The organism is Bacillus cereus group sp. BfR-BA-01381 (genome assembly GCF_022663555.1).
GTDB lineage: Bacteria > Bacillota > Bacilli > Bacillales > Bacillaceae_G > Bacillus_A > Bacillus_A pacificus.
Genome location: NZ_JAKUFR010000012.1, coordinates 24392 through 45201 on the forward strand (window position 1 = coordinate 24392; position 20810 = coordinate 45201).

Sequence of the window (20810 nt, forward strand, 5' to 3'; positions counted from 1 at the left end):
TCTTTTTTACCAAAAAATAAAGACACATATAAATCCAGAAATAGCTAAGTAGCTATATAAGTAAAATACTTTCGCTCTTGTTTTTTCGTTTGTTCGAAATAGTACAATAGTCGGTTCAATTAAACCAATTGTCAAACAAAGTAAACCAAGAAGCATACAACCGATTGAAATAGAGTACAGGGCGATTTGTGGTCCTTGAAATGGAATCATCCATTTTAATAAAAATGCAATGAGTGCAGTATAGCAAATGCTGCCGATGTATTTATTCAACGGTGCATTAGAACGGAAACCAGGAAGCTTTTTTAAGAAAGAGCGGGAAACAACTTCAGTTTGTAAAGATGTATGCTCTTCTATTATTTTTTGAGCTTCTTTTCCTTTTTGAAAAAGGGATAATATCCAGTTTCGCTCACCTTGAAAAATAAATTGTGAAGTTGTCAAATAATGATCAACCTTTACTTTATTCCAACTCTTCCATGGATGACGCTCACATAATTTTAATTTACTTTCTGTCTTTTTATCATACTGATAAATACTGATGCCATCTTCATCGAAAGCAGCATAGTATGTCTCGCTTGAGAATGTGCCTAAATCAATTGGACAGTAGAAAAGTAATTCTTTTTTTAAGTAAAAGTATTCTTTTCTTAAGTTTTTTTTCATTGTTTCTCGAATAGAGTGTCTCTTTTCTTTCTTCATGACATTTCCTCCATAATCCAGAAAATGTTCTTATCTTAACAATTCAACATCTTATCACTTTTAATTATATATGACTAGGGGATTCATAGGAGAAATGCCGAATACTAAAAAATATGGAGTGTATTGTAAAATATAATGAATGATTTTTATTATGTAAAATTAATAACTTATTTTTAGTAAGTTACGATTTTTTTGTTCACAATACGATCATGTTGTTGTATAATGAAGTAGAAAATAGAATATCGGTCTATCTTCGGGGCAGGGTGAAAATCCCGACCGGCGGTGATGAACTATATGTGATTTTGTTCTAAGCCCGCGAGCCGTTAAGGCAGGATTTGGTGTGATTCCAAAGCCGACAGTACAGTCTGGATGGGAGAAGATGGAGGTTCAAGCGTTCAAAAAAGATAGGTATTTGAACGTCTGTTTGATGTGCCTTAAATTCTCCCTTTGTGTAAAACACAAAGGGTTTTTTCGTTCTATGAAAAAGTAGGCATAGCAGAACCTTTCCACTTTCCATGAGATGATCGATGGAAAAGGAGAGAGAAAGATGAAACAAAAAAACAGTGTAGTGCAGATGGTGAGTGTAGCAATGCTAAGTAGTATTGCATATTTACTGATGATGTTGGATTTCCCGTTCCCAGGGCTTCCGCCATTTTTAAAAATTGATTTTAGTGATGTGCCAGCTTTAATCGCTGCGATTATTTTCGGGCCAGTTGCAGGGGTAATTGTAGAAGCGATAAAGAATATTTTACATTACGGGATTCAAGGGAGTTTAACGGGAGTACCAGTTGGAGAAATTGCTAACTTTATTGCAGGATGTTTATTTATTGGACCAGCAACTTTCTTATTTAGGAAGTATCGTACTGTTAAGAGTTTAACGACAGGATTAATGCTAGGGACAATTACAATGGCGCTCATTATGAGTGTATTAAATTACATCATCATATTCCCAGCTTACACTTGGTTTTTAAATTCACCAGCTATGTCTAGCGAAGCGATAAAAACAACGGTTGTAACGGCAATCTTACCATTTAATTTGATTAAAGGAATTGTTGTAACAATTGTATTTGTAGCGTTATTCTCACGCCTGAAAGTATGGGTATTTGCAAAAATGAAAAATGCATAAATATAAAATAAAACCATTAGTAGTATATAACTACTAATGGTTTTTTATTAAGGAGGCTGAAAATAGAAAACAAAAAATACCCCTCAAATGAATGAGGGGTATTTTTTGAAGTTAATAAAAGACTATTCGAATTTTAAAGCATCGCCGTCGAATGATTCGTCAGCAACTTTAATTGAGTCAGTTGGACAACCTTCGAATGCATCCATCATATCTTCAAGTAATACATCTGGAATTTCAACGATACCTTGGTTATCGTCTAATGTTACGAATGCAATACCTTCATCATCATAGTCATAAATGTCTGGTGCAGCAGCGCCACAAGCACCACATGCAATACAAGTATCTTTATCAACGATTGTATATTTTGCCATCTTTTTTCCCTCCTGATAATATGTATGTGAAAAGCTCGCCATAAAAATTATAACCTTATTGTAAAACGGTTTTTAAAACTTTTCAACATAAAATTATAATGATAATCCTTATCAATTAGAGTGTCAACTAATTTTTGCATTATGTCATAAGATTTTCAAAATACGTAAATGTTATTTCGTTTGGTACAATATAATATATACAAGTATATATTGCCCATATGATAAGTTTAATGAGTAACGGTAGATGGCGCAATCATATCAAAAGCAATTAAGTTAGATTGAAAGGTGGAAGCGGTAATGCAACTACAATATACTGTATTGTATTGTTTAAAACAATTGAATGGTGAAAGAACCGTTTCTTCTATTTATTATTTATTAAAGGGAAAACGTTCTTCGCAAACGTTACAAGATGGAAATATGTTCCGAATTTCTTTTTTGTTTGGAATATATAAATCGTTAAATAGAAATGAATATGATCGTGAAGTTGCAAAGTTGTTGCAAGCAGATTTGATTCAAGAAATACATGAAAATACATATTTGTTAACACCTAAAGGTAAAATGCAGTTACATACATGGGAGGAAGGGTATGCTTTTCCAGCCCATTTGCATGGTTTGCACTATGGTGAATTAGGTGAAACGTTTTGGAAAAGATTATCTTTAATTATTCAAACTGTATCTAATTTACAACAGAATAATACGAAGTTTATTCCTATTCAACAAGATACAGAAATAATGGTGTGGGTGAAGCGATTTTTAACAGGTATGCCGTATAGGCGAAGTGAATTGGCGAAAAGATTATGGAAAGAAATACATAATCTTTTAGGGAAATGTGATGTGATAGAAGCGACGATTGTAACATATAGATTAACAGGATATGAACGTATCGGTTGTACATTGCAACAGTTAGCGGAAATTACGAAACGAGATATTTTCAGGGTATATTTCTTATTTTGGGGTACAATTCATTTCCTTATACAAGAAGTTCGCGATAAAGAAAATGAATTTCCGTTATTAGCTGAGATTATCTCTTATCCAAATGAGAGAGCTGAATTATTTAGTTTATCAACGAAAAAAACATATAATTTTTGGAGACAAGGGCGCTCATTAGAAGAAATAGCGACAATTAGAAATCTAAAGGTTGCAACGATAGAAGATCATTTTGTTGAAATTGCTTTGCGAGAAAGAGATTTTTCTATCGAGATGTTTATGGAAAAAGACAAAATAGATAAAGTAACAGAAGTAATTGATGCATTACAAACACGTAAGTTGCGTGAGTTGAAACAAGCTGTTGGAGAGGGTATCTCTTATTTTGAAGTTCGTCTTGTATTGGCGCGGATGGAGGGTATAAATGAAACTTGAGGAATATTTATATAGGTGGTTTGGATATTCTGAATTTCGTCCAGGTCAAAAAGGGGTAATTACAGATTTATTGGAAGGAAAAGATGTTATAGCGATGCTTCCGACCGGAAGAGGGAAGTCTATGTGCTATCAACTTCCAGGGCTCATGCAAGAAGGGACAGTACTTGTTGTATCACCATTATTATCTTTGATGGAAGATCAGGTTACACAATTAAAATATGTTGTGAAAAACCGAGTGATAGCATTTAATAGTTTTCGGACATTACATGAAAAAAGAGAAGCAATGAAAAGGTTAGCTTCCTATAAATTTATTTTTGTTTCACCTGAGATGTTGCAGTCGGAATTGTTAATAAGAGAATTGAAGAAAGTTCATATTTCATTATTTGTTGTAGATGAAGCTCATTGTATTTCGCAATGGGGTTATGATTTTAGACCAGATTATAAAAAACTAAATGTAGTTATTGAAAATATCGGGTCTCCTACGGTGCTAGCATTAACTGCAACAGCGACGAAAGATGTACTCCGAGATATAGCAGAGAGTTTGAATTTGGAGAATGTGACGCAGCATGTGTATTCTATTGATCGTCCAAATATAGCAATGGAAGTACAATTTGTGGAGACGATAGAAGAGAAGAAAGAGGCGCTTTTGGAACAGGTGATGTATTTACAAGGGCCGGGGATTGTATATTGTTCAAGCAGAGCGTGGACAGAACGTTTAACGGAATATTTAAGAGGAAAAGGCGTTGCTGGTGTCGCTTTCTATCATGGTGGTATGGAACATGAAGAGCGCATGTTAATTCAACAGCAGTTTATGAATGACCAGTTGCAGCTTGTAATATGTACAAGTGCTTTTGGTATGGGAGTAAATAAATCAAATACGAGATATATTATTCATTTCCACTATCCGACTAATATAGCTTCTTATTTACAAGAAATCGGAAGAGCTGGAAGAGATGGTGAACCTAGTATAGCTATTTTACTATGCAGTCCGTTAGATCACGATTTACCAATTTCAATAATTGAAGATGAATTGCCAAGCCAGTCACAAATACAATTTTTATTTTCTTTACTGCAGGAAAGAATGTTTCAAACGAAAGAATTACCAATAGAAGAGGTAGAAGAAATTTGTTATAATGCAGCAAGATTTAATGAACAATATTGGCGTTTCATCCGCTATCATCTTGAAAAGCTTGGAATCATACAACAGAGAAAATTAATATTAGAGAGCTTGTCAGATGAAATTATGACAAGATTAATAGCTGAAGTAGAAATCAGGCTACGTAATAAATATAGTGAGCTAGAAAACATGAAATCATGGATACAAGTGAAAGAATGTAGACGTGAATATTTGCTGCGACAGTTCGGTTACAGAAAAGAGGGCGAGTTAAAGAATTGCTGCGACTATTGTCATATTACAAAAACAGATTATAAAAAAAGACAAGCGCAACAATCGGATTTCGACTATAATTGGGAAACAGAGTTACAAAAGCTTTTCGGTCTAGAAAAGATGGGGGAATGATGAACATTCAAAGGCATAATATTGAAGATATGAGTCCGAAAGAAATAAGGTTGAATCTGTATATCACACAGTTCATTATTATCGGTATCGGTTGTTTACTAGCATATATACTATTCCGAGATATAAAATCGGTGTATAGTCTGTGGAAATGGGAACCGGTGTCTATACTTATAATAGGTGGCTTGTTAGCGATTGGTATTGTGTTATTAGATTATGTTGCAATGCGAGTATTTCCAGAGTCTTGGTTTGATGATGGTGGTATTAATGATAGGATGTTTCAAGGGATGTCAGTTATGCATCTACTTGTTATTACATTCATTATCGGCTTTGCAGAAGAATTTTTATTTAGAGGTGTAGTGCAGACGCACTTTGGAATTGTAATAGCGAGTTTCGTATTTGCAGTATTACATATTCGGTATATAAAAAAGCCATTTTTGTTTTGTTTCGTCTGTTTCATTAGTTTTGTTTTTGGCTATGTATTTGAATGGACAGGAAATTTGTTTATAACAATCTTTGCACACTTTCTTGTTGATTTTATAATGGGGCTCCAATTAAGAAAATAAATGGAAGGTGGTGGTGAACAACATGAGAAGACGAATTCCTGATTTTGAAGAGGAATTAGAAGTTGAGCGAGTGGAAGAAAAAGAAGGTTTACCGCCGCGTAGTGAAATTCATAGAAATAAAGAGAAAAAACAAAAGTTTAAAATGAATCATATTTTCGTCCGAGTTTTAACATTTCTATTCATATTACTACCAATTAGCATTTTATGGTATACGGATAAATATATTCAGGTGAAAAGTGATGGTAATAACGCTGGAAAAAGTGCATTTGAGGTCATTTTCTTTGATTCAGCTAAATCTCAGTCCGAGGCATCATCTGAGAAAGTTGTCACGCATACGGTGAAAGAGGGAGAAACCTTAGAAAGTATAGCGAAGCAATATTTTTCAGATGAAACTGGGATCGAAGTGATTAAAAAGTATAATGATTTACAAAAAGATGAAGTGAATGTAGGTCAAGAATTAAAAATTCCGATAAAAGATAAGTCCACGAAGCGAGAGAGTTAGTAAAATACTTACTATAAAAACTGGGAATTATCTTTATGAGGAAGGGAGTAAAAAATATATGATATGGATTATCTTATTAAGTACTCTCGTTTGTATTGGTATTATATTTCTTCTTGTAATGTATACGGAAGCAACGCGTGATACGGTGCTAGAACATACTTTAATATTTGAAGAATTTCCGAAAAGTTTTCAAAAAGTAAATGTATTCTTTATATCAGATATTCATAGAAGGGGCATTTCGAATTCGTTAATTGAACAAGTAAAAGGAAAAGTAGATCTTGTAATTATTGGTGGTGATTTAGCGGAAAAAGGTGTCCCTTTATCGAAAATCTCTGCAAATATACAAAAGTTAAGAGCGATAGCTCCTGTCTATTTTGTATGGGGAAATAATGATTATGAGATTGAATATCATGAATTGGATGCTTTATTATTAGAAAATAATGTGAAAGTTTTAGATAATACAAGAGTTGTATTTGAGTCTGAATTAGGAGAGAAAATTTGTTTGCTCGGTGTAGATGATGTTGGTTTGAAACGTGATCGTTTAGATTTAGCGTTGGCTGATTGTAAGGAAGATGGTTTTCGCATATTAATTAGCCACAACCCTGATATAATAAATAAAATGTCTGGAAAAGAACAAATTTCACTTGTGTTAAGTGGACATACACATGGAGGACAGATTCGATTATTCCCATCTAAAAAATATTTAAAAGGTGGCGTATATAAGCATTCAAATATGACTCTTTTTGTTAGTAATGGGTATGGAACAACGTTGGTTCCACTTCGCTTCCGAGCACCTGCTCAAACACATATTATTACGTTATGCGGAGGGAAATGATGCCAACTCTAAACGGAAAATATAATATAAAAGCTGTTTCGAATATAATTGGAATTCAACCAAGTACGCTTCGTGCATGGGAAAGACGATATCAAATGATTGCCCCAAAGCGGAATCATGCGGGGCATCGATTATATACAGAAGAGCATATTCAAATTTTGAAATGGTTAATGGACAAGGTTTCTTCTGGCATGATGATTGGACAAGCAGTTCAATTATTAGAAGGGAATCGTTTGCAGAATAATGTTCAAAATGAAATACATTACGATAGAGAAGTTGTTTTAGTGGACGATATACTACAAGCTTTGTTAAAATTTGATGAAATTACAACTTCTGCATTGTTAAACGAGGCTTTTAGTATTTATGCAACAGAAAAAGTTATAGCAAGTATTGTTCTTCAAGTGTCAAATAAATTGTTAGCGTTAAAAAATAACAATGAAGTTACAATGGTGCAATTCCAATATGTCGTATCATTTTTACAAACGCGTCTAGGGATGGTATATCATAATGCATCATCGTTTTCTTCTATACACAAAGTTGTCGTGTTAGAAAGTAATATGTTGAAAGGGTTTGTTTTCTCAACGTATTTACGATTAAAAGGATATGATGTGATATATATTCGGGCAAGCTTAGCGGAAGATAGTATTTCGTTAGCTGTTGAGCAAATAAGACCTAAATATGTAGTCATCTCTTTTGATGACGGACGAGAACGGAAGAACGTAATGAGCTATGTGGATTTTTTGCAAGAAAAAAATGAGAACCTTTCTGTTGGGATTATAGGAGAAATAGGTGCTCGAGATCAGTTGAACATTCAAACAAGCCTAATTGGTGATACGAAAGAAGAATGGGATGATTGGTTAAACATGTTAGAATAGTTGTTCGAAAAGAACCATCTATTTTCTATTTCATATAATAAAAATTATATTCATTGGTTGCGTAGGGAGGGTATGATATGAGGCTGGAACGATTAAATTACAATAAGATAAAAATTTTCTTAACATTTGATGATTTATCTGAAAGAGGATTAACGAAAGAAGATTTGTGGAGAAATGCACCGAAAGTACAGCAATTATTTCGTGATATGATGCAAGAAGCAAATAAAGAATTAGGATTTGAAGCGGATGGTCCGATTGCAGTTGAAGTATTTTCTCTACAAGCGCAAGGAATGGTCGTAATTGTAACGAAAGAACATCAAGAAGCGGATACAGATGATGAGTTCCGTGACGAGTTTATTGAAATGCAAGTGACTCTAGATGAAAGCGAGCATATCCTTTATGAGTTTGCTACACTAGATGACGTAATTAACCTGTCGAATCGTTTATATAACCTTGATGTAACTGGCGGAAAATTATATACGTGGGATGGGCGTTTCTATCTTTGGATGGAAGAAGAGGAGCAAATTCAATTACTGAAAGCAGATTTTATAGCTATTTTAGCGGAATATGGTAATCCGTCTACAGCAACTATTTATCGTCTAATGGAGTATGGTAAAGAATTAATGGCTTCTCAAGCAATTGAACAAATACACAATTACTTTGTGAAAAAACAAAACCTTAGCTAATATAACCTAAGGTTTTGTTTTTTTATTGTACTTAAATGTCTCTTTTCAAAGTACTGTACATGAATAAAATAAAAAATATTTAAATATTTAAGTATTTTACTTTTCTAAAAGTAATAAAAGGACTATAATGATAGTGAAAACGCTTGCAACAGAAAATACTTTGTATATATTTGTTAGCGTTTTCTATTGCATTCCAAATTTAACGGTGTATACTAGGCAATGAAGGTTTACTAAACAAGTGAAATTACAGGGGGTTTACTTACTATGGTAGCCGAAAAGGGAACTCAAACAAAAACACAACAACAAAGGGAACAACATTTTGAACTATTGAATTCAACACAAATTGTTATCAGTGAAGCGTTAGAAAAATTGGGTTATCCAAACGAAGTATATGAATTATTAAAAGAACCAGTTCGTATGATGACAGTGAAAATACCAGTTCGTATGGATGACGGGACTGTTAAAATATTTACAGGATATCGTGCACAACATAATGATGCTGTTGGTCCAACGAAAGGTGGAATTCGCTTCCATCCGAATGTAACAGAAAATGAAGTGAAAGCACTTTCAATTTGGATGAGTTTAAAATGTGGTATTGTCGACTTACCATATGGCGGAGGTAAAGGTGGAATTATCTGTGACCCACGTGAAATGTCATTCCGTGAGTTAGAAAGATTAAGCCGTGGTTATGTACGAGCAATTAGTCAAATCGTAGGGCCGACGAAAGATATTCCAGCTCCAGATGTATTCACAAACTCTCAAATTATGGCATGGATGATGGATGAGTATAGCCGTATTGATGAATTTAACTCGCCAGGATTTATTACAGGTAAGCCACTTGTATTAGGTGGATCACATGGACGTGAAACAGCAACAGCGAAAGGTGTTACAATTTGTATTCGCGAAGCTGCAAAAAAACGCGACATTGATATTAAAGGTGCGCGCGTTGTTGTTCAAGGATTCGGTAATGCTGGTAGCTTCTTAGCTAAATTTATGCATGATGCAGGTGCAAAAGTTATTGCAATCTCAGATGCTTACGGCGCATTGCATGATCCAAATGGATTAGATATTGATTATTTATTAGACCGTCGTGATAGCTTTGGTACAGTAACAAAACTATTTAATAATACAATTTCAAACAAAGAATTGTTAGAACTTGATTGTGATATTTTAGTTCCAGCTGCAATTGAAAATCAAATTACAGAAGAAAATGCTAATGATATTAAAGCAAAAATTGTTGTTGAAGCTGCAAATGGTCCAACAACATTAGAAGCAACTAAAATTTTAACAGATCGCGGAATTTTACTTGTTCCAGACGTATTAGCTAGTGCTGGTGGGGTAACAGTATCTTACTTTGAGTGGGTACAAAATAACCAAGGTTACTACTGGACTGAAGAAGAAGTAGAACAACGTTTAGAAAAAGTAATGGTAAGATCATTTGATTCTATTTATGAAACAGCACAAGTTCGTAAAGTGAATATGCGCCTTGCAGCGTATATGGTCGGTGTTCGTAAAATGGCTGAAGCAAGTCGCTTCAGAGGTTGGGTATAATATTATATTGTGAGAAAACGTGATTCCTTTCGAGGGAATCACGTTTTTTTGTTGAAGTATTAGAGTGAGGTGTTATAAATGGGAAATGAAATGATGGAACGAGTAGAACAATTAGAAGAAAAGGTTAAGAGGTTAGAGGGAGAACTCGTAAAAACGAAGCAAGACCGAAAAGCAAGTACCGCTCGGGTGTTCGGAGAAGGATTATTGTTTTTAATATTTGGTGCGGTTGTAGTAGGGCCAATTATCGCTTTTATATTGGTAATTATTAATTGGTTTGTTGAAAAATAAAACAAAATTAAAAAGAACGCTTGTTCTACACGAACAAACGTGCTATACTCTCCTTAGATAAACAAAACGGAAATGATTTTAAGGAGAGATAAATGATGAAAATGACAGTAGACCAAAGATTTATGATGCCAGCAGATGTTGTAGAACGAGTGGAAGTATTAAGAAACAAACAAAGTAAGCGCGGCACATTATTACAATCAGTAAATAAATTTTTCGGTTTAGATACGAAAGAAGATTGTGTTTGGTTTTACGGTTTTTATGGAGTTGCTGTAAGTATTTTATTATTTATGGTGTTCACATCAAATATTTTCGATTTTCTCTTCGCGTAAGAAATATGCTATAAGGACATTGCTACCGAATACATATATAAAGAAGTAAGGTAATTTTCTGAAGCGGGAGTGGGTAGTAATGGCGATGTTTCCTATAGAGCGTAACTATATTGGATATGGAAGTTCACGACCGGGTATTCCTCTTTCTAAAGTAAGGTTTATTGTAAGTCATGATACGGGGAATCCTGGTAGCAATGCGATTGGGAATCGGGATTATTTTAATGAAATACAGCCGAAAGCTTCGGCACATACATTTATAGATGACAAAACGATATTAGAAATTATTCCTATAAATGAAGTTGCCTACCATGTTCGATATGGCGTGCCGATAGATAATGACTTATATGGGTATGATGCCAATAAGGCTGCCATTGGAGTGGAGCTTTGTTATGGCGGTGATGTTAACTTTTGGGAAGCATATACCCGTTTTACGTGGTATCATGCGTATTTATGTCAAAACTTCGGCTTGAATCCGAAAAAAGATATCGTATCACATAAAACACTTGACCCAGCTAGAAAGATTGATCCTGAAAATGTATTAGGGAAACAAGGTATTAAATTTCAGCAGTTTTTAGCAGATGTCTATCGGATGTACGTTTCGTTTAGATGACAAATATATGAAAAATGAATACAATAAAGATAGGTGCCTACTGCTGTAAGTAGGTTTTTTCTTGTTTTTATAAATAGTGTATTGGTAGAAGACTAGGAGTGAACCGAGTATGCAGAAAGAAACAGCTATTATAATTGGAGGCGGTCCGTGCGGATTAGCAGCAGCAATTTCGTTGCAAAAGGTAGGGATAAATCCGTTAGTAATTGAAAAAGGAAACATTGTAAATGCAATTTATAATTATCCAACTCATCAAACATTTTTCTCCTCTAGTGAAAAATTAGAAATTGGTGATGTAGCTTTTATTACAGAAAATCGTAAGCCTGTTCGAAATCAAGCGCTTGCGTATTATCGCGAAGTAGTAAAACGTAAATCTGTACGTGTAAATGCTTTTGAACGAGTGGAGAACGTTCAAAAAGATGGAGAAGCTTTTCAGGTTGAGACGACAAAGCGTGACGGAAGTAGAGAAATATATATAGGGAAATATATTGTAGTAGCAACTGGATATTATGACAATCCAAATTATATGAATGTTCCAGGTGAGGAATTGAAGAAGGTAGCTCACTATTTTAAAGAAGGACATCCTTATTTTGATCGAGATGTAGTCGTTATAGGTGGGAAAAACTCGAGTGTAGATGCCGCTTTAGAGCTTGTGAAAGCTGGTGCACGCGTAACGGTTTTATATCGCGGAAGTGAGTATTCACCAAGTATAAAGCCGTGGATTTTGCCAGAGTTTGAGGCGTTAGTCCGAAATGGTACAATTGACATGCATTTCGGGGCTCATGTGAAAGAAATTACTGAACATACATTAACGTATACAGTTGATGGCGAAGCATATACAATCCAAAATGATTTTGTATTTGCGATGACTGGTTACCATCCTGATCATAGTTTCTTAACAAAGATGGGTGTTCGGATTGATGAAGAGACAGGACGTCCAATTTATGCAGAGGATACGATGGAAACGAACGCTGAAAATATTTTCATTGCAGGTGTAATTGCTGCTGGAAATAATGCAAATGAAATATTTATTGAGAACGGTCGATTTCATGGGGATGCGATTGCGCAAACCATTGCAACAAGAGAAATATAAAAAGAAGCTGTCGAAATAAACTTCGACAGCTTCTTTTTTAATCATGCATAAACATGTTTTGGATTGCTTCATGAGAAGTTGTATTCTCTAATGCAACTAATAATTTAATACGTGCTTTTTGAGCGTTTAAACCGTATGTGAATACAATACCCATATCTTTTAATTGTTTGCCGCCACCTTCATATGAATATACATCTTGAACGATGCCATTGAAACAGCGAGAAACTAATACGACAGGAATTCCTTTATTTATTAGTCGCTCTAGACTAGGAAGTGTTCTTGGAGGTAAATTACCTTGTCCAAGCGCTTCAATAACAATCCCGTCTACCGGAAGATTTTCAATTGCTGCTAACAATGTATCGTCCATACCAGCGTACGCTTTTAGAACGACTACATTTTTAGAAACCTTATTTACTGAATATGTTTCGTGATGTACTAAAGCATGGTGGAATACAACACCACGTTTTGTTACCATACCGATTGGTCCATACTGTGGACTTTGGAATGTTGCTACATTACTTGTATGTGTTTTCGTTACGTTTGTAGCGCAATGAATTTCGTCGTTTAATACGACTAAAACGCCTTTTTCGGCAGCTTCACTACTGCTAGCGACTTTTACAGCTGATAAGAAGTTATATAGACCATCAGCACCTAATTCATTGCTAGAGCGCATTGCGCCTGTTACAACGATCGGAATAGTTGCTTGTACTGTTAAATCTAAGAAATAGGCCGTTTCTTCTAATGTATCCGTACCATGCGTAATGACTACGCCATGAATGTTGTCTTGTTTTACTCTTTCATCAATGATGACTTGTAATTGTAACATTTCGCTCGGTGTCATATGAGGAGATGGTAGATGAAACACATCTTCAACGATTAAATCAACATCGCCTTCTAAATCAGGAATGAATTTTAAAAGAGGATTTTTTTCACCTGGTTGTACGACCCCAGTTTCTTTATCTTCCTCCATTGCAATTGTTCCACCTGTGTGTAAAACTAGGATTCTTTTCAATGCTTATACCCCTTTCAAGTAAAAAAATACATTTAGAACATAACATGTTTTGAGTAAATTCGACAATGGAAATGTATAAAAGTATGCCTCGAAAATGACAATAAAATGAACTGCTATATGTACGATGTATAAAATTACGAAACGAAATGTGCAAATACAGTATAGGAGGGAGCCATTACGTTGAAAAAGATGGAGAGAATGCTTATACGTATATTAATAATACAATTCATTTGTCTTTCTGTTGTGCAATTGTTATTTATACATAAGTCATCAGTGAAATATTTATCTAAAATTGTTTATTATGAAGGTGTCATGGTAAAAAACAAAGCAGAAATCTTACGGGTGAATAGGTAGTTTTCATTTTCTTCTATGAAGGATTATGCTACAATAATTGAGGATTTAATGACGTGAAGCAAATGAGAAGAAGCAGGAGAATACCTGCTTTTCGTTTTGTTTTATAAGTGAAAAAATGAGGTGTTACAATGGATAAACGAATTTCAATTGCTATAGATGGTCCAGCAGCTGCTGGAAAAAGTACAGTTGCAAAAGTTGTAGCGAAGAAGCTTTCTTACGTTTATATTGATACAGGCGCAATGTATCGTACAATTACATATGCAGCTCTTGAACAAAAAGTTGACATTGAGAATGAAGAGCAGTTAATGGAAGTTGTAAAAAATGTGAAAATTGAGTTTCAGCAAGGAGAAAATACACAACTTGTATTTTTAAATGGACAAGATGTTTCGGAAGTCATTCGTACACCTGAGGTGACGAATCGAGTATCGATTGTGGCGAAACATCGCCTTGTTCGTGAAGAAATGGTACGCCGTCAACAAGAGTTAGCAGAAAAAGGCGGCGTTGTAATGGATGGCCGTGATATTGGTACACATGTGTTACCAGATGCTGAAGTGAAGATCTTTATGCTTGCTTCTGTTGAAGAAAGAGCAGAGAGAAGACATTTAGAAAATATGAATAAAGGCTTCGATTCTAATTTAGAGCAGTTAAAAGAAGAAATTGCTCAGCGTGATAAATTAGATTCAGAACGTGAAGTTTCTCCTCTAAAAAAAGCTGATGATGCATTGGAATTAGATACAACTTCTTTATCAATTGAAGAAGTTGTCCAAAAGATTATGAGTATTGTTTCAGGAGTGTTTGCGAAATAAAGAAAGGGCATAGCCCCTTTCTTTTTTTATTTCTATAGAAATGTAAAGGATACGTGAATTGTGAGTCTCTTTCCTTGACAAATGATCAGATTTGTAAGAAGTTAATAAAAGAGGGATAAAACTTTCAGAATATATTCGCTATTATATTTCAAAACATACTTTCTTCAAGATGATTTTGCTGTATACTATTTATATAGGTTTAATATATTTTCTAGTGAAATGTATGAAGCTTACGTATGTGATGATAAATTCTTAAACATGCAAATGAAAACAATTGTTTTCATTTCGTATATACATAAAAAATGCTTTGTCAATTCTGTAGGGAGGTATTTCCATGGTAGAGAAAATGAATGAAGAAGTTATGGATTCAAAAGAATTACAAGTTGGTGACGTTGTTACAGGTTCTGTAACGAAAGTTGAAGAGAAACAAGTGCTTGTAAATGTTGGATACAAAACAGATGGCGTAATTCCAATTAGTGAATTAGCTAACGTTCATATTGAAAAAGCAAGCGATGTTGTAGAATTAGATCAAACACTAGAATTAAAGATTATTAAATTAGAAGAAAATGATCTTGTCTTATCTAAACGTGCTGTTGATGCAGAAAAAGCATGGGTAGAATTACAAGAGAAATTTAATTCTGGTCACGTATTTGATGTTACTGTAAAAGATATCGTGAATGGTGGATTAGTTGTGGACCTTGGTGTTCGTGGTTTTATCCCAGCTTCACTTGTAGAAGTACATTATGTAGAAGATTTTACTGACTATAAAGGAAAAACATTAGCCGTGAAAATTGTTGAATTGGACCGTGAAAAAAATCGCGTGATCCTTTCGCATAAAGCGGTAGTAGAATTAGAACTAGATTCTAAGAAGAAAGAAGCAATTTCTTCATTAAAAGAAGGAGACGTTGTGGAAGGAACAGTACAACGACTAACGGATTTTGGTGCTTTCGTTAATGTTGGAGGTGTGGACGGTTTAGTTCATATTTCACAAATTTCACACGAACGTGTAGAGCAACCTTCTGAAGTATTAGAGCAAGGTCAAAAGGTAAAGGTGAAGGTGTTATCTGTGGATGCTGATACACAACGTATTTCTTTATCAATTAAAGCAGCTCAACCAGGACCTTGGGAAAATATTGCTGGTGAAGTGAAAGCTGGAGATATTCGTGAGGGAATAGTAAAACGTCTTGTTACATTTGGTGCATTCGTTGAAATTTTACCTGGCGTCGAAGGTCTTGTACATGTATCTCAAATTGCAAATCGTCACGTAAAAAATCCAAATGAAGTATTGGAAATGGGACAAGAAGTAAAAGTGAAAGTCCTTGAAGTTCATGTAGCAGAGAAACGTATTTCTTTAAGTATAAAAGAAGCGCTTGAGGAAAATAATGTAACTGAAGATTATAGTCAGTATGAACCGAATGCTGATTCTGCTACTTTCCAATTAAGTGACATTATTGGTGAACAACTGAAAAAATTAAAGAAATAAAGAGGGGTACAAGTGGTAAGGGCAAAACGTAAATTAGATCATATTGAATACGCTCTTTCTACTGGTCAGTCTCGTACGCATGGCTTTCATGATATTGATTTTGTGCATCAAAGCTTGCCAAATTCAAATTATGACACAATAACATGTGAAACAAAAATCGGCGAACTTTCACTAAGTTCGCCGATTTTTATCAATGCGATGACTGGTGGTGGAGGAGAGAAAACGTTACATATTAATGAGCAATTAGCATATGTAGCGAAACATCATAACCTTGCTATGGCTGTAGGTTCGCAAATGGCGGCGTTAAAAGATGAAAGTGAGGCTGCTTCTTATAAGATTATCAGAAAGGTAAATCCAAATGGTATTTTCTTTGCTAATTTAGGTAGTGAGGCAACTATCGAACAGGCAGAGCGTGCTGTTGATATGATTGAAGCGAATGCATTGCAAATTCATTTAAATGTCATACAAGAGTTAACGATGCCAGAAGGGGACCGTGACTTTACTGGTGTACTTCGGCGCATTGAGAAAATTGTTTTAAATAGTAAAGTTCCTGTCATTGTGAAAGAAGTTGGATTTGGGATGAGTAAGGAAACAATGCAACAGTTAGCGAGCATAGGTGTAACGGCGATGGATATTGGCGGACAAGGTGGTACGAATTTTGCTGCTGTTGAAAATGAAAGAAGACAGCGAATGCTTTCTTATTTTAATAACTGGGGCATACAAACAGCAACCTCGATTGTTGAAGCAACCTCTACAAATAATAACCTCTCTTTTATTGCATCTGGGGGTATACAAACAGCGCTTGACGTAGCGAAAGCAATCGCATTAGGGGCGAATACAACTGCTTTTGCTGGATACTTTTTACGCATTTTAATGCAAGATGGTATCGAGAAGTTAGTGGATGAAATTGATCTTCTACATACAGATTTGAAATTTATTATGACAGCTCTCGGTGCGAAGACGATAGAAGAGTTACAATCTGTACCTCTTGTTGTAAAGGGCGAAACGTATCATTGGTTAACGCAGCGTGGTATTGATACGACGCATTATAGTAGGAGATAAAAAATCAACCGTTTGGTTGATTTTTTTGTTTTCTATTCATTTTAGTAATATAAAGCGAGGGATAGAATTGATATTCTAGAAAAATGAAATAATTCCTATATATAAACAGTATCTTGTAAAATTTGCGACTGAAAAATGTAGATAATGTGCCATTGAATTATTGCAGAAGGCTTAATTTTGCTAAGAAAAATAGGTATGGATAAAAATAAAGTTTAGAAAGATTTGTATGTGAAATGTTATTTCAATATGAATAGAAATTATGAAGAAATATGTAAAAGACGGTTTCGTACAATATCGAAACCGTCTTTTTGTATTCATTAGTGCTGATTCTGTTTTCGAGCTTGCTCAGGTGTATCAAGTCCAGTTGCACCCGGATATTGTAGTGATTGGTCACGGTCAGATTCAACGCGGCGTGATTCTCTTAGTTTTCGTTCTTGACGATCTTTACCCATAATGAATAGCACCTCCTTATTAAAAGTGTTGCTGTTATATGAAAAAACTATGCGCGAAGAAAGTGGATTAACTTTCATAAAAAGTTCCCATAATGGAAAACATAGGAGGTGAAATGATGGAAGGGAGTACTTTTTATTTTGTAGCTTGGATAGGGTGGATTGTCGCAACGTTTTTTATGAAAAAGGACTCTATTCGGTGGAAGATAAGCGCCTGTATATTGATTTTTATTATTTGTTCTCCGTTACATGTAACGATTGCTTCATTCACGGTATCAGTAAATGCACTTTTACTTTCTGGTATAGCTTTTATAGGACTCACGCTCTATTCTATTTGGAAAAAATTATATAGCTTACTTTCGGCACTTATTATTGCAATGTTATATACAAGTTTTCATTTGTTAGAAGTATATGATCCAATTTGGATTGTGGTGGACAGGTTGTTTTTGTTAAGTAGTGCTCTTGTATATGCATCTGTTTTATTACATGAGGATCGCATATTACGACTATGTTCTCTTTATATAGGAATGTTGCAGGGAGAATTGTTTGTGACAATTATTTTTCGGAAACTGCATTTTCCTTACGATTACGGTAGTTTAGCGTTTTTTGATATCGTTGCTGTTTCTACATTATTCATGGCAATTTTATTTTGGATTGCGAAGGTCTCCGTACACATGGAACAGTTTAAGAGGAAAACACGTAAAAGAAAGGCGAGGGTAATACATGATTGAATATACACCGGCCATTTTATGTGGCGTAATAGCAGGGACAGTAACGAGAGTGCTTATGCTCCGGACAGATACGCGGCAATATCCGACGAGACTCCACGGGAAAATTATTCACATTGCGATGGGGTTAATTGCGGCAGCTTTAGGAGCGATTGCGATTCCGTCTATATTGAAAAAAGATTTTTCTGCCATTACGTTTCTTACGTTAGCAGCAACACAGTTTCGTGATGTGCGTAATATGGAAAGAAATACATTGCAACAATTAGATGGTTATGAGCTTGTACCGCGTGGGAATACATATATTGAAGGAATTGCATTAGTTTTTGAAAGTCGCAACTATTTGGCGATGTTAACGTCGTTTGTAACGACGTTTGCCTATATAGGGTTCCGTTCATGGATTGCTGGAGTAGTTATGGCTATCATCGCATTTTTTATCGCGAAAAAATTAATGTCTGGTAAGAGGTTGCATGATCTTGTTGATATCGAGCATGTTCCACTTCGTTTTGAAGGAGCGGGACTGTATATTGATAATATTTACATTATGAATATTGGATTGCCAGCAAGACAAGAGGAAATTATGAAGTATGGAATGGGTTTTATTTTAAGACCGAAATCAATTGATGCGATGGTGACAATCTCTAACTTAGGACAACGACAAGCTATTTTACATGATGTTTCTGTTGCTTTAGGAATTTATAGAGATTCTGGTACGCCGGCACTTGTACCGTTAGCAAAGCGTGATTTAGAGGATGGCAGGGTTGGAATCTTTGTCTTGCCACAAGATCAAGATGCGGAGAAAGCGATAGGTGTCATAGGGAACGTGCCGACGTTAGAAAGTGCTGTTCATATGTCATCGGAAGCCCCGAAAGGAAGGGGAGATAAGAGATGATGTTAGAAAGTGTAATTCTTGCAGTTATTACAACGACCCCGGAGAAATTTGCTGGTGGTGCTCCTCTGTTTACTTGTGAATCTAAAGAGGAATTAGAATTTGTTGCAAATAATTTAGAGGCAATTCTAGATGGCATTGCGCATCGCTTACAAGAGAATGTATATATTATTGTGAAACATTAGCAACGTGTGTTATAATGTGAGGTGTTTTGATACGTTGAGAAATATTCTGGAATGCAAATCCCTTCTTGCACAAAGAAGGGTTTTTTACATAATAAACAGAAGCAAGTTGAAAGGATGAAAGTATATGCCGAAACCAGTAATAGCAATAGTAGGCCGCCCGAACGTAGGGAAATCTACTATTTTCAATAGAATTGTTGGAGAGAGAGTTTCAATCGTAGAAGATATTCCAGGTGTAACGCGCGATCGTATTTATAGCGCTGGAGAATGGTTAAATCATGAATTTAACATTATTGATACAGGTGGAATTGATATTGGAGACGAGCCATTTTTGACACAAATTCGTCAACAAGCTGAAGTAGCAATTGATGAAGCGGATGTTATCATTTTTATGACAAATGGTCGTGACGGTGTAACTGCAGCTGATGAAGAAGTTGCAAAAATATTATATCGTTCAAATAAACCGGTTGTACTTGCAGTAAATAAAGTGGACAATCCGGAAATGCGCAGTGATATTTATGATTTCTATGCATTAGGATTTGGTGAGCCATTCCCAATTTCAGGTACACACGGATTAGGATTAGGTGACTTATTAGACGAAGCTGCACAGCATTTTCCAAAGATTGAAGAAGACGGATATGATGAAGATACAATTCGTTTCTCTTTAATTGGCCGTCCAAACGTAGGGAAATCATCACTTGTAAATGCTCTTCTTGGTCAAGAGCGTGTAATTGTTAGTAATGTAGCAGGAACAACTCGTGATGCGGTCGATACACCATATAGTAAAGATGGGAAAGATTATGTAATTATCGATACAGCTGGTATGCGTAAAAAAGGGAAAGTGTATGAAAGTACAGAAAAGTATAGTGTACTTCGTGCACTAAGAGCGATTGAACGTTCTGACGTTGTTTTAGTCGTTTTAGACGGTGAAGAAGGAATTATTGAACAAGATAAAAAAATCGCTGGATACGCTCATGATTCAGGGCGAGCTGTCGTTATCGTTGTAAACAAATGGGACGCAGTGAAAAAAGACGAGAAAACAATGAAAGCATTTGAAGAAAACATCCGTGCTCATTTCCAATTTTTAGAGTACGCACCGATTGTGTTCTTATCTGCGAAAACGAGAAAACGTACACAAACGTTAATACCGGTTATCGATGAGGTAAATGAAAGTCATAGTATCCGTATTCAAACGAATGTATTAAATGATGTAATTATGGATGCGGTAGCGATGAATCCAACGCCAACGCATAACGGTAGTCGTCTGAAGATTTTCTATGCAACACAAGTTGCGGTAAAACCACCAACATTTGTTGTGTTTGTAAACGATCCAGAACTATTGCATTTCTCATATGAGCGTTTCTTAAAGAATCGTTTACGTGAATCATTTGGCTTTGTGGGAACGCCGATTCACATTATCGCTAGAGCAAGAGACTAATGGAGAGGATGTG

Annotated in this window: 25 protein-coding genes and 1 riboswitch; of the genes, 21 read left to right on the forward strand and 4 right to left on the reverse strand. The window is 35.2% G+C overall.

The window, feature by feature from the left end; genetic code table 11:
- Nucleotides 1–6 precede the first annotated feature (6 nt).
- A complete protein-coding gene (locus MR079_RS06345) occupies nt 7–693 on the reverse strand; it encodes a hypothetical protein (protein ID WP_000711807.1) in 687 nt (228 codons plus the stop codon).
- 245 nt (nt 694–938) lie between these two features.
- Nucleotides 939–1078: riboswitch (FMN riboswitch) on the forward strand.
- Nucleotides 1079–1240: 162 nt separating this feature from the next.
- Between MR079_RS06345 and MR079_RS06350 the strand changes: the two genes are divergently transcribed.
- Nucleotides 1241–1819: an ECF transporter S component gene (locus MR079_RS06350; RefSeq protein ID WP_000810858.1), complete on the forward strand. Its 579-nt coding sequence runs from the start codon at nt 1241–1243 to the stop codon at nt 1817–1819.
- Nucleotides 1820–1941: 122 nt separating this feature from the next.
- On the opposite strand, the gene MR079_RS06355 is transcribed toward MR079_RS06350, so the two are convergent.
- Nucleotides 1942–2190 (reverse strand): ferredoxin, encoded by a 249-nt coding sequence (locus tag MR079_RS06355; RefSeq protein ID WP_001151996.1) that lies wholly within the window; start codon nt 2188–2190, stop codon nt 1942–1944.
- A 297-nt stretch (nt 2191–2487) separates the two neighbouring features.
- Between MR079_RS06355 and MR079_RS06360 the strand changes: the two genes are divergently transcribed.
- The 12 genes from MR079_RS06360 to MR079_RS06415 all read left to right on the forward strand — a co-directional run bounded on the left by MR079_RS06360 (nt 2488) and on the right by MR079_RS06415 (nt 12397).
- Entirely contained in the window at nt 2488–3549 is a 1062-nt protein-coding gene (locus MR079_RS06360; protein WP_014893181.1) for a YpbB family protein, read from the forward strand.
- Nucleotides 3539–5068, forward strand: coding sequence for a RecQ family ATP-dependent DNA helicase (locus MR079_RS06365; protein ID WP_242293733.1), 1530 nt, complete (start codon nt 3539–3541; stop codon nt 5066–5068). Before MR079_RS06360 ends, MR079_RS06365 begins: the two co-directional genes overlap by 11 nt.
- The gene (locus tag MR079_RS06370) at nt 5068–5631 is read left to right on the forward strand and encodes a CPBP family intramembrane glutamic endopeptidase (protein ID WP_001025765.1); all 564 of its coding nucleotides are present in this window, start codon (nt 5068–5070) and stop codon (nt 5629–5631) included. The genes MR079_RS06365 and MR079_RS06370 overlap by 1 nt, the downstream gene beginning before the upstream one ends.
- Nucleotides 5632–5653: 22 nt before the next feature.
- Nucleotides 5654–6133, forward strand: coding sequence for a LysM peptidoglycan-binding domain-containing protein (locus MR079_RS06375; protein WP_001254344.1), 480 nt, complete (start codon nt 5654–5656; stop codon nt 6131–6133).
- A 58-nt stretch (nt 6134–6191) separates the two neighbouring features.
- Nucleotides 6192–6968, forward strand: a complete 777-nt coding sequence (locus MR079_RS06380; protein WP_139868085.1) for a metallophosphoesterase — start codon at nt 6192–6194, stop codon at nt 6966–6968.
- Entirely contained in the window at nt 6968–7843 is an 876-nt protein-coding gene (locus MR079_RS06385) for a MerR family transcriptional regulator (protein ID WP_139868084.1), read from the forward strand. The genes MR079_RS06380 and MR079_RS06385 overlap by 1 nt, the downstream gene beginning before the upstream one ends.
- 77 nt (nt 7844–7920) lie before the next feature.
- Nucleotides 7921–8529, forward strand: coding sequence for a genetic competence negative regulator (locus MR079_RS06390; RefSeq protein WP_001235392.1), 609 nt, complete (start codon nt 7921–7923; stop codon nt 8527–8529).
- A 264-nt stretch (nt 8530–8793) separates the two neighbouring features.
- Nucleotides 8794–10080 (forward strand): NAD-specific glutamate dehydrogenase, encoded by a 1287-nt coding sequence (gene gudB, locus MR079_RS06395; RefSeq protein ID WP_000225176.1) that lies wholly within the window; start codon nt 8794–8796, stop codon nt 10078–10080.
- A gap of 78 nt (nt 10081–10158) precedes the next feature.
- A complete protein-coding gene (locus tag MR079_RS06400) occupies nt 10159–10368 on the forward strand; it encodes a hypothetical protein (RefSeq protein WP_000526183.1) in 210 nt (69 codons plus the stop codon).
- A 92-nt stretch (nt 10369–10460) separates the two neighbouring features.
- The gene (locus MR079_RS06405; RefSeq protein ID WP_001983018.1) at nt 10461–10697 is read left to right on the forward strand and encodes a DUF3961 domain-containing protein; all 237 of its coding nucleotides are present in this window, start codon (nt 10461–10463) and stop codon (nt 10695–10697) included.
- 79 nt (nt 10698–10776) lie between these two features.
- Nucleotides 10777–11307 (forward strand): peptidoglycan recognition protein family protein, encoded by a 531-nt coding sequence (locus MR079_RS06410; RefSeq protein WP_139868082.1) that lies wholly within the window; start codon nt 10777–10779, stop codon nt 11305–11307.
- A gap of 109 nt (nt 11308–11416) precedes the next feature.
- The gene (locus tag MR079_RS06415; protein ID WP_139868080.1) at nt 11417–12397 is read left to right on the forward strand and encodes a YpdA family putative bacillithiol disulfide reductase; all 981 of its coding nucleotides are present in this window, start codon (nt 11417–11419) and stop codon (nt 12395–12397) included.
- Between the two features lie 37 nt (nt 12398–12434).
- Here MR079_RS06415 and ansA read toward each other — a convergent pair whose 3' ends face one another.
- Complete coding sequence (ansA, locus tag MR079_RS06420) at nt 12435–13409, reverse strand: asparaginase (RefSeq protein ID WP_000822020.1); 975 nt, start codon at nt 13407–13409, stop codon at nt 12435–12437.
- 180 nt (nt 13410–13589) lie between these two features.
- On the opposite strand from ansA, the gene MR079_RS06425 reads away from it, so the two are divergent.
- The 4 genes from MR079_RS06425 to MR079_RS06440 all read left to right on the forward strand — a co-directional run bounded on the left by MR079_RS06425 (nt 13590) and on the right by MR079_RS06440 (nt 17114).
- Nucleotides 13590–13763, forward strand: coding sequence for a YpfB family protein (locus MR079_RS06425; RefSeq protein ID WP_014893178.1), 174 nt, complete (start codon nt 13590–13592; stop codon nt 13761–13763).
- Nucleotides 13764–13891: 128 nt separating this feature from the next.
- Nucleotides 13892–14569, forward strand: coding sequence for a (d)CMP kinase (gene cmk, locus MR079_RS06430; protein ID WP_000361265.1), 678 nt, complete (start codon nt 13892–13894; stop codon nt 14567–14569).
- 334 nt (nt 14570–14903) lie between these two features.
- A complete protein-coding gene (rpsA, locus tag MR079_RS06435) occupies nt 14904–16052 on the forward strand; it encodes a 30S ribosomal protein S1 (RefSeq protein WP_139868078.1) in 1149 nt (382 codons plus the stop codon).
- A gap of 12 nt (nt 16053–16064) precedes the next feature.
- Nucleotides 16065–17114, forward strand: coding sequence for a type 2 isopentenyl-diphosphate Delta-isomerase (locus MR079_RS06440; protein ID WP_242293734.1), 1050 nt, complete (start codon nt 16065–16067; stop codon nt 17112–17114).
- A gap of 317 nt (nt 17115–17431) precedes the next feature.
- Here the strand turns inward: MR079_RS06440 and MR079_RS06445 are convergent, their stop codons facing one another.
- Nucleotides 17432–17566 (reverse strand): YpzI family protein, encoded by a 135-nt coding sequence (locus tag MR079_RS06445; protein WP_000513900.1) that lies wholly within the window; start codon nt 17564–17566, stop codon nt 17432–17434.
- Nucleotides 17567–17682: 116 nt separating this feature from the next.
- Between MR079_RS06445 and MR079_RS06450 the strand changes: the two genes are divergently transcribed.
- From MR079_RS06450 to der, 4 genes are all read left to right on the forward strand, one after another.
- Nucleotides 17683–18294 (forward strand): YphA family membrane protein, encoded by a 612-nt coding sequence (locus tag MR079_RS06450; RefSeq protein ID WP_242293735.1) that lies wholly within the window; start codon nt 17683–17685, stop codon nt 18292–18294.
- Entirely contained in the window at nt 18287–19180 is an 894-nt protein-coding gene (locus MR079_RS06455; protein WP_000575281.1) for a YIEGIA family protein, read from the forward strand. The genes MR079_RS06450 and MR079_RS06455 overlap by 8 nt, the downstream gene beginning before the upstream one ends.
- A complete protein-coding gene (locus MR079_RS06460; RefSeq protein ID WP_000979051.1) occupies nt 19177–19362 on the forward strand; it encodes a capping complex subunit for YIEGIA in 186 nt (61 codons plus the stop codon). The genes MR079_RS06455 and MR079_RS06460 overlap by 4 nt, the downstream gene beginning before the upstream one ends.
- A gap of 124 nt (nt 19363–19486) precedes the next feature.
- Nucleotides 19487–20797, forward strand: coding sequence for a ribosome biogenesis GTPase Der (der, locus tag MR079_RS06465; protein ID WP_001125893.1), 1311 nt, complete (start codon nt 19487–19489; stop codon nt 20795–20797).
- The last annotated feature ends 13 nt before the right edge of the window (nt 20798–20810 follow it).

What these genes read in the sequence shown, in the direction of transcription:
- MR079_RS06345 (WP_000711807.1), bottom strand. Translation starts at nt 693, where the DNA reads ATGAAGAAAGAAAAGAGACACTCTATTCGAGAAACAATGAAAAAAAAC.
- MR079_RS06350 (WP_000810858.1), top strand. Translation starts at nt 1,241, where the DNA reads ATGAAACAAAAAAACAGTGTAGTGCAGATGGTGAGTGTAGCAATGCTA.
- MR079_RS06355 (WP_001151996.1), bottom strand. Translation starts at nt 2,190, where the DNA reads ATGGCAAAATATACAATCGTTGATAAAGATACTTGTATTGCATGTGGT.
- MR079_RS06360 (WP_014893181.1), top strand. Translation starts at nt 2,488, where the DNA reads ATGCAACTACAATATACTGTATTGTATTGTTTAAAACAATTGAATGGT.
- MR079_RS06365 (WP_242293733.1), top strand. Translation starts at nt 3,539, where the DNA reads ATGAAACTTGAGGAATATTTATATAGGTGGTTTGGATATTCTGAATTT.
- MR079_RS06370 (WP_001025765.1), top strand. Translation starts at nt 5,068, where the DNA reads ATGAACATTCAAAGGCATAATATTGAAGATATGAGTCCGAAAGAAATA.
- MR079_RS06375 (WP_001254344.1), top strand. Translation starts at nt 5,654, where the DNA reads ATGAGAAGACGAATTCCTGATTTTGAAGAGGAATTAGAAGTTGAGCGA.
- MR079_RS06380 (WP_139868085.1), top strand. Translation starts at nt 6,192, where the DNA reads ATGATATGGATTATCTTATTAAGTACTCTCGTTTGTATTGGTATTATA.
- MR079_RS06385 (WP_139868084.1), top strand. Translation starts at nt 6,968, where the DNA reads ATGCCAACTCTAAACGGAAAATATAATATAAAAGCTGTTTCGAATATA.
- MR079_RS06390 (WP_001235392.1), top strand. Translation starts at nt 7,921, where the DNA reads ATGAGGCTGGAACGATTAAATTACAATAAGATAAAAATTTTCTTAACA.
- gudB (WP_000225176.1), top strand. Translation starts at nt 8,794, where the DNA reads ATGGTAGCCGAAAAGGGAACTCAAACAAAAACACAACAACAAAGGGAA.
- MR079_RS06400 (WP_000526183.1), top strand. Translation starts at nt 10,159, where the DNA reads ATGGGAAATGAAATGATGGAACGAGTAGAACAATTAGAAGAAAAGGTT.
- MR079_RS06405 (WP_001983018.1), top strand. Translation starts at nt 10,461, where the DNA reads ATGATGAAAATGACAGTAGACCAAAGATTTATGATGCCAGCAGATGTT.
- MR079_RS06410 (WP_139868082.1), top strand. Translation starts at nt 10,777, where the DNA reads ATGGCGATGTTTCCTATAGAGCGTAACTATATTGGATATGGAAGTTCA.
- MR079_RS06415 (WP_139868080.1), top strand. Translation starts at nt 11,417, where the DNA reads ATGCAGAAAGAAACAGCTATTATAATTGGAGGCGGTCCGTGCGGATTA.
- cmk (WP_000361265.1), top strand. Translation starts at nt 13,892, where the DNA reads ATGGATAAACGAATTTCAATTGCTATAGATGGTCCAGCAGCTGCTGGA.
- rpsA (WP_139868078.1), top strand. Translation starts at nt 14,904, where the DNA reads ATGGTAGAGAAAATGAATGAAGAAGTTATGGATTCAAAAGAATTACAA.
- MR079_RS06445 (WP_000513900.1), bottom strand. Translation starts at nt 17,566, where the DNA reads ATGGGTAAAGATCGTCAAGAACGAAAACTAAGAGAATCACGCCGCGTT.
- MR079_RS06450 (WP_242293735.1), top strand. Translation starts at nt 17,683, where the DNA reads ATGGAAGGGAGTACTTTTTATTTTGTAGCTTGGATAGGGTGGATTGTC.
- MR079_RS06455 (WP_000575281.1), top strand. Translation starts at nt 18,287, where the DNA reads ATGATTGAATATACACCGGCCATTTTATGTGGCGTAATAGCAGGGACA.
- MR079_RS06460 (WP_000979051.1), top strand. Translation starts at nt 19,177, where the DNA reads ATGATGTTAGAAAGTGTAATTCTTGCAGTTATTACAACGACCCCGGAG.
- der (WP_001125893.1), top strand. Translation starts at nt 19,487, where the DNA reads ATGCCGAAACCAGTAATAGCAATAGTAGGCCGCCCGAACGTAGGGAAA.